Raw genomic sequence first — 11,286 nt, 5'->3', positions numbered from 1 at the left:
GGGCATTGTGGGCTGGGATATGCACATCGCGTACCTGCCACAGATGTACAAAGTCGGCTACGCTGCCTGACACAAAAACAGGGGCCGCTCCCGCAAGGGGGCGGCCCTTTTCTGCTGCCTTTTGCGGATCTTTGGCAAACCAGAGAGCGCAATAAAACGTAAAGTCGGACAATGTTCCGACGTAGCTCATCAACAGGGGCCTTTATGGGACTGTTTATTCTGCGCCGCCTTGGGGTTATGATCCTCACGGCTCTGTGCCTGACATTTATCGTGTTCTGGCTGACCAATCTATCACCCAATCTCGAGAAACTCGCCAAGACCCAAGGCAACGCCCGGATGTCGGACGAGGCTGTCGTAAGCTGGCTCGAAAATCGGGGCTATTCGCAGGCGCTGCCTGTCAAATACGGTCAGTGGCTTGGTGTTTTGCCCGGCTACGTCATCGAAGGCGCAGACGGAGACGTCCGCGCCAGATGTCAGGAACCCGGGCAGGCAATGGAGGACGCATCGACTTTCTGTGGCATCCTGCAAGGTGATTGGGGCTATTCAACAGTCTTTAAGGAGGACGTCGGCGGGATCGTGGCGACACGGCTTGGTTTGACGGGCAAACTGATGTTCTGGGTGATGATGGTAATGATCCCCGGTGCGTTGATTATCGGCGTGCTGGCGGGCATGCGTGAAGGCTCGCGCACCGACCGCTCCCTTTCGACGGTGTCGATCGTGTCCACCGCGACGCCGGAATATGTATCAGGTGTCGTCTTTATTTCGGTCTTTGCAACCGCAACATTCGGGATGCAATGGTTCAAGGGGACGGCCACATCCGCGATGGATGACGCCACCTTTGAGAACTTCTTTTTGCCGGTCATCACAATCGCCCTTTACGGCATGGGCTATATCGCAAGGATGACGCGGGCCTCGATGACGGAAGTCATGACCGCGCAATACATTCGGACCGCACGCCTGAAAGGTGTTAGCTTTCCCAAGATTGTTCTCAAACACGCGTTGCGCAACGCATTGATTGCCCCTTTTACGGTCATCATGCTGCAATTCCCGTGGCTGTTGAACGGTGTTGTCATCGTCGAGACTTTGTTTAACTACAAAGGCTTCGGCTGGGTGCTGGTGCAGGCCGCAGGCAATAACGACATTGAACTTTTGCTTGGTGTCTCAATCATTTCCGTCTTCGTGGTGCTGATTACACAGCTGATTTCTGACATCGGCTATGTGTTCCTTAACCCACGCATTCGCATTTCTTAAAGGGAGGATCAGGACATGGAAGCTTTGACATGGACCGGTAGCCTCGGCACGATCCTCAACCCCGCACTGACAGTTCTGGTGGCCCTATTAACCATCGCCGTTGTCGCACAGATGGTCTTGGGACTGTTCGCGGCCCCGATGACACTCCAATCCAACCCCGATGGCACGCTGCAAGCACGCGGTGGGGCATTGGGGGCCTCTGAGACAGCCGTGAAGTACTTATTCTTGGCAACACTCGCAGTCGTTGTGGCCTACATCATCGTCCCGCTTGTGATGCCTTATGGCAGCGCGGGCATTCTGGGCGAGATATCCAAACGGTTCCTACCGGTCTGGATTGCGTTGATCGCCTTGTACACGCTCTCGATCATGTACAAGCGCAAACTTGGGCTTTACGGCAAGCTCTTTGACAGCACCGTCGGTATGATCGGCTTCGGCTTGGTGATGTTCTGGGTCTTCACAGCTATCTTTGTAGGTCTTTTCGACATGATCCTGACCCATGATTATCTCAGCCAAGTCTCCGGCCTGAAGAACAAAACGCCGGGCGTTCCGGTTCCAGAAGGCACAGAAGGCGCGATCCCACATTACCTGCTGGGTGGTGACAACCTCGCGCGCGATATCTTCAGCCGCGTTGTCACTGGGTCAGTTTTCGTAATTTCAATTGCGCCATTGGCGACGATCTTTGCGTTCATGGTCGGGATCACACTGGGCCTGCCTGCCGGCTTCTACGGCGGCAAGCTCGACACTGTGTTGTCCTTCGTGGCAAACCTGATCCTGGCTTTCCCCGTGATCTTGCTGTTCTATCTGCTGGTCACACCAGAGATCGTCCTGACAGGTATCCCATCCTACATGGCTGCATTCTTGTTCATCTTCCCGCTGATCTTCTTCGGGGTATTGTTGAATTCGCGTTACTACACGCAACCGGCCAAGCGGAACGCGATCCTGATCCCTGTCTTGGGTATCCTGGGCTGGCTCTACCTGTCAGTTATCAATCAGCAAGGCACAGTCATCAACTTCCTGCCTGCGTGGATGGACCTGTTTGATATCTCGATCCTTGTGGTCTTTGTCTCGGTGGTTTTTGTGAACGCACCCACGGTTTTCCGTATTGTACGCGGCCTGACGCTGGACCTGCGCACACGCGACTATGTGGCGGCCGCGCAAACACGTGGTGAAGGCGCATGGTATATCATGCTATGGGAAATCCTGCCCAACGCTCGTGGTCCGCTCATCGTCGATTTCTGCCTGCGGATTGGATACACCACAATCCTTCTGGGGACTTTGGGTTTCTTTGGCTTGGGTCTTTCATCCGAAAGCCCTGACTGGGGATCAACCATCAACGAAGGGCGCAAGCTGTTGTTGATCTACGCACACCCTGCCCTGCCACCGGCAATGGCACTGCTGAGCCTCGTTCTGGGTCTCAACCTGCTGGCCGACGGCCTGCGTGAAGAAAGCTTGAAGGATTAAACCATGACTGAACAACCTATCCTTGAAATTGATAAGCTTTCGATTTCCTTCTTCACGCGCCTGCGTGAAATCCCCGCCGTGATGGATTTCTCGGCCACCGTGATGCCCGGTGAGGCGCTGGGTCTGGTCGGCGAAAGCGGCTGCGGTAAATCCACCGTGGCCCTTGGCGTGATGCAAGACCTCGGCGTGAACGGGCGCATCGTTGGCGGCTCGATCAAGTTCAAAGGGCGTGAGCTCAATGAAATGACACCCGAAGAGCTGCGCGATATTCGCGGCTCTGAAATCGCGATGATCTATCAAGAACCCATGGCGTCATTGAACCCGGCCATGCGCATCGGCAAACAGCTGATGGAAGTGCCGATGATCCACGAAGGGGTCGGCGAAAAAGAAGCTTACGCGCGCGCGCTCGAAGTTGTCACCGATGTGAAACTGCCCGACCCGAAGCGGATGCTGAATAGCTACCCACACCAACTATCCGGCGGTCAGCAACAACGGATCGTGATCGCGATGGCGCTGATGTCCAAGCCTTCCCTGTTGATCCTTGACGAGCCGACAACAGCGCTCGACGTGACGGTGGAAGCAGCCGTTGTGGAACTGGTCAAAGACCTGGGTAAGAAATACGGCACCTCGATGCTGTTTATCAGCCACAACCTTGGTCTGGTGCTGGAAACCTGCGACCGCATCTGCGTGATGTATTCAGGCGAAGCAGTCGAAAGGGGCAGCATCGAAGACGTCTTTGACGAAATGCAGCACCCTTACACCCAAGCGCTTTTCCGATCGATCCCGCTGCCGGGTGCGGACAAGAACGCGCGACCTTTGGTGGCGATCCCAGGCAACTTCCCTCTCCCACATGAACGGCCCCAGGGTTGTAACTTCGGACCGCGCTGCGACTATTTCGAAGCGGGCCGCTGTGATGCGGGTTTCATCCCGATGGAACCTGTGCCGGGCAACGACCGCCACCAATCGCGCTGCCTGAAATTCAAGGAAATCGACTGGAACGCGCCGATCCAATTGGGCGAAAAGAAGGAAAAGCCCGAACCGGGGCAAGTTGTCTTGAAAATGGACAACCTCAAGAAATACTACGAGGTCGCGGCGAACGCGCTCTTTGGCGGCGGTGACACGAAAGTCGTCAAAGCCAATGAAACACTCAGCTTTGAGGCGCGCGAAAGCGAAACGCTGGCGATTGTGGGCGAATCCGGCTGCGGCAAATCGACTTTTGCGAAAGTGCTGATGGGGCTGGAAACGGCGACCGAAGGCGAAATCCTGCTGGATAACAAATCCATCGGAAACACGCCCATCGAAAACCGCGATACAAAAACCGTGGCCGACATCCAGATGGTTTTCCAGAACCCCTTTGACACACTGAACCCATCTATGACGGTCGGGCGGCAAATCATGCGCGCGCTAGAAATCTTTGGCATCGGCGCAAATGATAACGAACGCCGCGAGCGGATGTTGAACCTGCTCGATCTGGTCAAACTGCCACGCGCCTTTGCAGACCGGATGCCACGACAGCTTTCGGGTGGGCAGAAGCAACGTGTGGGCATCGCACGGGCCTTTGCGGGCGATGCGCGGATCGTTGTGGCGGATGAACCTGTCTCAGCGCTCGATGTGTCGGTGCAGGCGGCTGTGACGGACCTGCTGATGGAAATCCAGCGCGAACATAAAACGACGCTACTTTTCATCAGCCACGATCTGTCGATTGTGCGCTACCTGTCGGACCGGGTGATGGTGATGTATCTGGGCCATGTGGTAGAACTGGGCAGTACCGATCAGGTGTTCTCACCACCATATCATCCCTACACAGAAGCGTTGCTCTCCGCGGTGCCAATCGCCGATACAAGCGTGAAGAAAAAGCACATCGTGCTGGAAGGCGACATCCCATCGGCGATGAACCCACCCAGCGGCTGCCCGTTCCAGACCCGGTGCAACTGGAAATCCAAAGTGGCCGGCGGGCTTTGCGAAAAAGAAGTCCCCCCGGTGCGCCTACTGGCGGAAGGCCACCAGATCAAATGCCATCTCAGCGACGCTGATCTGGCAGACATGGAGCCAGTGATCCAGATTGCAGCCGAGTGATCTTCATCTTGGCCGAATAACTCCCGCCGGAGGCATCGCGATCATCTCCCAAACGGGATGATCGTCAAATTCCCAAAATCGTCGTCACATAGCTCTGCGTCTCGAAAAAAGGCGAAACACGGTTGCGTCGCGGCGCGCCCGTCAGGAATAGTCGTTTAACCGGGCAGTTGTTCTGAATGCGAAATCGCCGAAACCTGCTCTTGGGCGTGCACGACCCGCGGGGAAGCACGCAAAACGAAGAGCAGGATAATTCCACGCGCTACTTCGCGCGATCCTCACTTATTCACTATCGACAATCTAGCGCAGATCCCCCGAACCGCCGAACTTGGCGCTTTTCATAGCCCGTTAACCTTGTTGCGGCATCCCGTGTCTGTCACAAAAGTGCAAATCAGAATCGAGGGAGATACCGCAATGGCCGGATCAGTGAACAAAGTTATCCTTATCGGCAATCTGGGCGCAGACCCGGAGGTTCGGACATTCCAAAACGGCGGCAAAGTCTGCAACCTGCGGATCGCGACATCTGAGAACTGGAAAGACAAAAACACCGGTGAGCGTCGCGAAAAGACTGAGTGGCACAGCGTTGCGATCTTCCAGGAGGGCCTGGTGCGCATTGCAGAGCAATATCTGCGCAAAGGCTCCAAGGTTTATATTGAGGGCAAGTTGCAGACCCGCAAATGGCAGGACCAGTCCGGACAGGACCGTTATTCAACAGAAGTTGTCCTGAACGGCTTTGACGGCACCCTTACAATGCTCGACGGTCGCAATAGCGAAGGCGGGGGCGGGGGCTATGCCGGCGGCAATGACAGTGGATCTTACGGCGGTGGCGGTGGCGGGTCATACGGCGGCGGTGGCGGTGGTGGCGCACCTTCGGGCGGCGGCGATATGGACGACGAAATCCCGTTCTAAACCCGATGCAATTCTCGCCTGAAGTGCAGGTTCTTATCCTGAATGGCGTCATTCTGGGCGTTGCGTATTTAGGGATTTATCCCAGCCTCGCACAAAAAACACGCAATCGGATTATGGCAATTGATCTTGTGCTGTCAGCCCTCGCAATTGGTGTTGCTGGGGCATTGTTCTGGGACACGGGCGTCGGCTTCACTTTGGTGTTCTTTGAGGTGAACTGGGCAGTCTTTACGGTTGTCACCCTATTCGTGATCGAAACTCCGCTGTTTTTGCGATTTGCCAGCAAGCACGGCATCAACCTCCTTGACCCACCCGAAGACTGACCCACCCTGTCTGACGCCACGTCCCGCTTCATCTTGGCCAAAAAAACTCCCGCCGGAGGCTCCATGAACCACCACGGACGCAACGTTCAGGCCGGTAAAGCGTCGCCCAAAACATTCAATACCGCCTCTTTGGGAACATCCGAGGTGATAAACGCATCCCCGATCCCACGCGCGAGGATGAAGCGCAGCTGACCGTCTAACACCTTCTTGTCTTGCCCCATCAGCGCAAGCAACCCTTCGGCATCTGGCAATTCCCCCGCAATGTCGAGGATATCAACCTTCATGCCCATATCGCGCAAATGCGCCCGCAGGCGGCTAGGGTCTTCCTGACTGCAAAGTCCCAAACGCGCAGACAATTCAAAGGCCAGCGCACAGCCAATCGCAACACCTTCGCCATGTAGCAGGCGGTCCGAATAACCGGTCGCCGCCTCTAGCGCATGACAAAACGTATGCCCAAGGTTCAGCAATGCGCGGTCGCCCTGCTCAGTCTCATCACGCTGCACGATATCGGCTTTCATCTGGCACGACCGCGTGACCGCACGTACCCGCGCATCCATGTCACCGGCGGCCATTGCAGGGCCATGGGCCTCAAGCCAGTCAAAGAAATCCGCATCCCCAAGTAGTCCGTATTTCACAACTTCGCCGTAACCAGCCAAAAAATCCCGCTGTGGCAACGTGCCCAAAAGGGCCGTATCCGCAAGCACCAGACTGGGCTGATGAAACGCCCCGATCAGGTTTTTGCCACTGGGCGAATTGATTCCGGTCTTACCCCCGACAGAGCTATCAACCTGCGCCAGAAGTGAGGTCGGAATTTGCACAAAGCGCACCCCGCGGCGCAGGATTGCGGCAGCAAACCCGGCCAGATCCCCAATCACACCCCCGCCAAACGCAATGACGATGTCACCACGCTCCACCTTTTGGGCCAGCAACCATTCGACCGACCGCTCAAGCTGCGCCCAGCATTTTGTGGCTTCCCCGGCTGGCAAGGCAAGCGCCTGCGACGCAAGTCCGGCACCCGCAAGCGCCTCTCGCAGGTGTGACAAGTGCAATGCTGCCACATTTTCATCGGTCAAAATACAGACGTGCCTGCGCCCACCCATTGCCGCAATCCTGTCACCGGTCTGCGCCAGAACCCCCGGACCGATTTCGATATCATAAGCGCGTCCCGGCAGGTCAACATGGACTTGAGCAGTCATCTTAGGTGGTCTCCAGAATATCGGGGCGTGTGGCCAGCCGGTCGATCACCGACTGCGTGGTTTCGGGAATGCTGGCCTCGGCATCAATTGAAATATGCAAACCTGCCAGAGCATAGATCGGGCTGCGATCATGGAATATCTGGGTCAGGGTGGCCTTGGGATCGGCCGTGCGCAGTAAAGGTCGCGTGTCTTTGTGGCGCACACGTTCCCAGAGTGTCTCAAGGCTGGCATCCAGCCATACCCCCACACCGTGTTCGACAATCATGTCACGATTGCCAGCCGCCAGAAATGCCCCTCCCCCGGTGGAGACGACCCCCGGTGGACCAGAGAGCAAACGCTCCAGTACTTCGGCCTCGCGTTTGCGAAAGAACGACTCACCGTCGTGGGCGAAGATTTCAGGGATCGTGGCGGCCGCAGCTTCTTCGATGGCCGTGTCGCTGTCCACGAAAGGCACCCCCAACCGCAATGCCAAGGCCCGCCCAATGGCCGTCTTGCCGGAACCCATCATACCGACAAACACCACTGTGCGTTTCAATTGGTAATGTTGCCCCTCTGACATCGCCTTTTGTGCCCTTCTTTTTCGGCCAATGCGCGCCGAACCCGGAATTTAATCAATGAATGCCGTGATCTTGCGCGAAAGGCCATATATAATCCCTTTAATCCGTGGGAAAGAACCCACATATATCGAGCAGAATAACGAATTGGGGCGTGTCATGTGGCGGTTGATTAAGGCACTATTGTTTCTCATCATCCTCGCGGGAGGTGGGTTTGTGGCTTACGCCTATGTCGGCCCACTGTTTTTTCCTGCCGATTTCGCGGCACCGTCTCAAGAGGTAACGCAGCCTGTTACGCTGGACACAAACTAAGGCGATTGCCGCAGCCTTCTGCGTCGCAGGCGCGGCTGTGTCAGCGCAGGAAGACACGTCATTTGAGCCGCTTTCGGCAATCGAATGGCTGTCGCGCAGTGTGACGCTGGCACCGATGGAGCCACCGATTGCAACCAATGCGCAACCGCCAGATGTGACCGTATCTGCGCTCGGAAGGCTTTCCAAAGATCCCATCGGCCTTTTGCCGCCCACCCGCTCGGGGCTGACGCGCGAAATTTGGGCGGCCAGCGACGAAGACGTGCTGGTTGATCTGGTGCGCGCCGAACGGATGGACAGCCTGCCCGCATTGCAGGATTTCCTCAAGGTCCTGATGCTGGCAGAGGCGGACCCACCGCGCAATGCCGGCACCGATGGCGCGCTTTTTCTGGCGCGGGTCGACAAGCTCTTGGATTTGGGTGCGTTGGAACCTGCCAAATCATTGATCGAACAAGCCGCACCCGATACACCGGAGCTGTTTCGGCGCTGGTTTGACGTGGCCTTGCTGACCGGGACCGAGGATGACGCCTGCGAGGTCATGCTCGAAACACCCTCCATTGCGCCAACCCATCCTGCGCGCATTTTCTGTCTTGCGCGCAATGGCGATTGGAACGCCGCCGCGCTGACGTTGAATGTCCACCGCATTCTTGGCGATATCACCGAAGCTGAGGAGGCGCTGCTCGCCCGTTTTCTGGACCCTGAACTGTTCGAAGGCGAACCCTTCCTGTTGTCCCCTGACCGCGTCAGCCCGCTGACATTCCGCATGCATGAAGCGATTGGAGAGCCGCTCATCACGGCCAATCTGCCACTCGCCTTTTCACACGCCGATTTGCGGTTTACGACCGCTTGGAAAGCGCAGCTTGAGGCCTCTGAGCGGCTGGCGCGCCAAGGGGCGGTGTCGGAAAACGTGCTGCTCAAGCATTATACGGCACGCACGCCTGCGGCGTCTGGCGGTATTTGGGATCGGGCGGCCGCGATCCAGCGTTTTGATACGGCGATGAAGGACGATGATCCGGCCGCGATTGGGCAGACGCTGATCGATGCGTGGGGTGCGATGAAAGCCGCGCGCACCGAAATCCAGTTTGCCAAACTCTATGGGGGACTCCTGCAGGAAGTGCCACTTGCGGGACAACCGGCGCGCATCGCCTTTGAAATCGGACTATTGTCGCCGGCTTACCGCGACGTGGCGTTGACGGCGGCCCTGACGGACGTGGATTTTGATCCCTTCCTGACGACACTGGCCCGTAGCAGACCTGCCGAATCCCGTACCCAGACCCAAGAAGCAATTCAGGCCGCATTTGAAGGTGCCCCGCTGCCCGAAATGATGCAAACATTATTGGATGAAGGAAAAACCGGTGAGGCGCTGTTGCGGGCAATCGCATTGTTTGACGCGGGTGCGCAGGGCGATCTGAGGGCCGTTACTGATGCGCTCGCGGTTTTGCGCGCGGTTGGGCTGGATGACCTGGCACGCCGTGCTTCGCTACAACTGCTGTTGCTGGATCGGGGCGCATGACACACTCCATGCCACGCCGGATCCAGACATTTCTGGAAGCGCAGGCCGCGGAACTGGATGCTGCGACGAATACCCAACTGGCCTACGCCCGCGACTTGCAGGGGTTTTCGGCATGGCTTGCCGAAAAGGGCCTGAATTTTGAGACTACAGAACGCAGCCATATCGAAGGCTACCTGATTGATTGCGAAGCCGAAGGCTTGGCGAAATCGACGCGCGCGCGCAGGTTGTCCGCGATCAAGCAGATCTTTCGCTTTGCGTTCGAAGAAGGCTGGCGCGATGACAATCCGGCCATCCAGATCAAAGGCCCCGGACGCGCGCAGCGCCTGCCCAAGACTCTGGACATTGCCGAGGTCGACCGACTGCTCAAGGCCGCCCATACCACGCCCAAGCAAGCGCTGCGCAACGGCTGCTTGATGGAATTGCTTTATGCCACCGGAATGCGGGTGACCGAACTGGTCAGCTTACCGGTCTCTGCCGCACGTGGCGATCCACGAATGCTTTTGGTGCGCGGCAAAGGCGGTAAGGAACGGCTGGTGCCCCTGTCCCCCCCCGCGCGCGATGCTTTGGCAGCCTATCTGACGTCACGCGACGCAAAAGAAGAGGCCGCGCGCGCCAGGGGCGTGCCGCCGTCGAAGTTTCTGTTCCCGTCGCACGGCAAACTGGGACATTTGACGCGCCATCGGTTTTTCGGGCTTATCAAGGAATTTGCCGCAGCGGGCGGGGTGTCACCTGCCAAGGTCACACCGCACACATTGCGCCATGCCTTTGCAACCCACCTGCTTGCTGGCGGCGCCGATTTGCGGTCGATCCAGACGCTGCTCGGGCACGCAGATGTTGCCACCACCGAGATTTACACTCATGTGCTGGACGAGCGGCTCAAAGCGTTGGTTTTGGATCACCATCCGCTGGCAAAATCTGCCAAGACTTGAAGCTGGCCCGTAACCCCTACATATTTGCATGATTATTGTTTGAAAGCCCTCATGGACACCGCATCCCTCGACGCCGCCTTCTGGATCACTTCCGGCGCGATCCTTCTACTGCTGGTCGCATCAGCCTTCTTCTCTGGCTCTGAGACAGCGCTGACGGCTGCGTCACGCGGCAAGTTGCGGTCGTTGTCGGACAAGGGGTCCAAGGGGGCTGTAAAGGCGCTTGAGGTGACCGAGGACAATGAGCGCCTCATCGGGTCGGTTTTGCTGGGCAATAACGTTGTGAACATTCTTGCAACATCGCTGGCAACTGCCGTGCTGACAAAGCTCTTCGGGCAAAACGGTGTGGCAGCGGCGACGTTGATTATGACGCTGCTGGTGCTGATCTTTGCCGAGGTCCTGCCCAAGACACTTGCGATCACGTACCCCGAAGCTGTCGCATCGCGCGTGGCGCGCCCGATCAGTATTGTGGTGTTCCTTTTCTCGCCCGTGGTTGCCGCCGTGCGGTATCTGGTGCGCGGTGTGCTTTTTGTCTTTGGCGTGCGTACCGACCCTGACAGCAACATTCTGGCCGTCCGCGAGGAAATCGCCGGTGCGCTGCAATTGGGCCACTCCGAGGGGCTGGTCGAAAAGGAAGACCGCGACCGGATGTTGGGCGCGCTTGACCTGAACGAGCGGGCGGTAGAGGAAATCATGTTGCACCGTTCCGGCATTGAAATGCTGGATGCGGATTTGCCGCCGCAGGATATCCTGACCCAGATCCTGCAAAGCCCC

General features: G+C 57.4%; 12 protein-coding genes. 9 read left to right on the top strand and 3 right to left on the bottom strand.

Translation table 11 applies throughout. The features are described 5' to 3' along the window. Positions 1 to 190 (bottom strand): hypothetical protein (locus tag ACFDSS_RS09265; protein WP_375255469.1); only part of this gene is annotated, 190 nt, incomplete at its 3' end. A 14-nt stretch (positions 191 to 204) separates the two neighbouring features. Between ACFDSS_RS09265 and ACFDSS_RS09260 the strand changes: the two genes are divergently transcribed. From ACFDSS_RS09260 to ACFDSS_RS09240, 5 genes are all read left to right on the top strand, one after another. Further along, on the top strand, positions 205 to 1,251 hold the full coding sequence (locus ACFDSS_RS09260) for an ABC transporter permease (protein ID WP_375255468.1): 1,047 nt from the start codon (positions 205 to 207) through the stop codon (positions 1,249 to 1,251). Between the two features lie 15 nt (positions 1,252 to 1,266). After that, positions 1,267 to 2,712 (top strand): ABC transporter permease, encoded by a 1,446-nt coding sequence (locus ACFDSS_RS09255; protein ID WP_375255467.1) that lies wholly within the window; start codon positions 1,267 to 1,269, stop codon positions 2,710 to 2,712. Positions 2,713 to 2,715: 3 nt separating this feature from the next. Next, on the top strand, positions 2,716 to 4,788 hold the full coding sequence (locus ACFDSS_RS09250) for a dipeptide ABC transporter ATP-binding protein (protein WP_375255466.1): 2,073 nt from the start codon (positions 2,716 to 2,718) through the stop codon (positions 4,786 to 4,788). Positions 4,789 to 5,199: 411 nt separating this feature from the next. Then, entirely contained in the window at positions 5,200 to 5,694 is a 495-nt protein-coding gene (gene ssb, locus ACFDSS_RS09245; RefSeq protein WP_375255470.1) for a single-stranded DNA-binding protein, read from the top strand. Between the two features lie 5 nt (positions 5,695 to 5,699). Next, positions 5,700 to 6,014 carry a hypothetical protein gene (locus ACFDSS_RS09240; RefSeq protein WP_375255465.1) on the top strand — a complete coding sequence of 105 codons (315 nt, stop codon included), beginning with the start codon at positions 5,700 to 5,702 and terminating at the stop codon, positions 6,012 to 6,014. A gap of 86 nt (positions 6,015 to 6,100) precedes the next feature. Here ACFDSS_RS09240 and aroB read toward each other — a convergent pair whose 3' ends face one another. Both aroB and ACFDSS_RS09230 read right to left on the bottom strand, forming a co-directional pair. Further along, positions 6,101 to 7,210: a 3-dehydroquinate synthase gene (gene aroB / locus ACFDSS_RS09235; RefSeq protein ID WP_375255464.1), complete on the bottom strand. Its 1,110-nt coding sequence runs from the start codon at positions 7,208 to 7,210 to the stop codon at positions 6,101 to 6,103. A 1-nt stretch (position 7,211) separates the two neighbouring features. Beyond that, positions 7,212 to 7,769, bottom strand: coding sequence for a shikimate kinase (locus tag ACFDSS_RS09230; RefSeq protein WP_375255463.1), 558 nt, complete (start codon positions 7,767 to 7,769; stop codon positions 7,212 to 7,214). A 55-nt stretch (positions 7,770 to 7,824) separates the two neighbouring features. On the opposite strand from ACFDSS_RS09230, the gene ACFDSS_RS09225 reads away from it, so the two are divergent. The 4 genes from ACFDSS_RS09225 to ACFDSS_RS09210 all read left to right on the top strand — a co-directional run. Then, the gene (locus tag ACFDSS_RS09225) at positions 7,825 to 8,076 is read left to right on the top strand and encodes a hypothetical protein (protein WP_375255462.1); all 252 of its coding nucleotides are present in this window, start codon (positions 7,825 to 7,827) and stop codon (positions 8,074 to 8,076) included. 37 nt (positions 8,077 to 8,113) lie between these two features. Next, positions 8,114 to 9,586 (top strand): hypothetical protein, encoded by a 1,473-nt coding sequence (locus tag ACFDSS_RS09220; RefSeq protein WP_375255461.1) that lies wholly within the window; start codon positions 8,114 to 8,116, stop codon positions 9,584 to 9,586. Beyond that, positions 9,583 to 10,515, top strand: coding sequence for a site-specific tyrosine recombinase XerD (locus ACFDSS_RS09215; protein WP_375255460.1), 933 nt, complete (start codon positions 9,583 to 9,585; stop codon positions 10,513 to 10,515). The genes ACFDSS_RS09220 and ACFDSS_RS09215 overlap by 4 nt, the downstream gene beginning before the upstream one ends. 51 nt (positions 10,516 to 10,566) lie before the next feature. Then, a partial coding sequence (locus ACFDSS_RS09210) for a CNNM domain-containing protein (protein ID WP_375255459.1) occupies positions 10,567 to 11,286 on the top strand: 720 nt, incomplete at its 3' end.

This window comes from Yoonia sp. (assembly GCF_042093035.1).
In the GTDB taxonomy this organism is placed as follows: domain Bacteria; phylum Pseudomonadota; class Alphaproteobacteria; order Rhodobacterales; family Rhodobacteraceae; genus Yoonia.
Note: the sequence above shows the minus strand (reverse complement) of the source record. Positions and strands in the feature narration are given on the sequence as shown.

Excerpts from the sequence above, each read along its gene's own strand:
- aroB (WP_375255464.1), bottom strand. The coding sequence starts at position 7,210 with ATGACTGCTCAAGTCCATGTTGACCTGCCGGGACGCGCTTATGATATC.
- ACFDSS_RS09240 (WP_375255465.1), top strand. The coding sequence starts at position 5,700 with ATGCAATTCTCGCCTGAAGTGCAGGTTCTTATCCTGAATGGCGTCATT.
- ACFDSS_RS09215 (WP_375255460.1), top strand. The coding sequence starts at position 9,583 with ATGACACACTCCATGCCACGCCGGATCCAGACATTTCTGGAAGCGCAG.
- ssb (WP_375255470.1), top strand. The coding sequence starts at position 5,200 with ATGGCCGGATCAGTGAACAAAGTTATCCTTATCGGCAATCTGGGCGCA.
- ACFDSS_RS09250 (WP_375255466.1), top strand. The coding sequence starts at position 2,716 with ATGACTGAACAACCTATCCTTGAAATTGATAAGCTTTCGATTTCCTTC.
- ACFDSS_RS09230 (WP_375255463.1), bottom strand. The coding sequence starts at position 7,769 with ATGTCAGAGGGGCAACATTACCAATTGAAACGCACAGTGGTGTTTGTC.
- ACFDSS_RS09255 (WP_375255467.1), top strand. The coding sequence starts at position 1,267 with ATGGAAGCTTTGACATGGACCGGTAGCCTCGGCACGATCCTCAACCCC.
- ACFDSS_RS09260 (WP_375255468.1), top strand. The coding sequence starts at position 205 with ATGGGACTGTTTATTCTGCGCCGCCTTGGGGTTATGATCCTCACGGCT.
- ACFDSS_RS09225 (WP_375255462.1), top strand. The coding sequence starts at position 7,825 with ATGAATGCCGTGATCTTGCGCGAAAGGCCATATATAATCCCTTTAATC.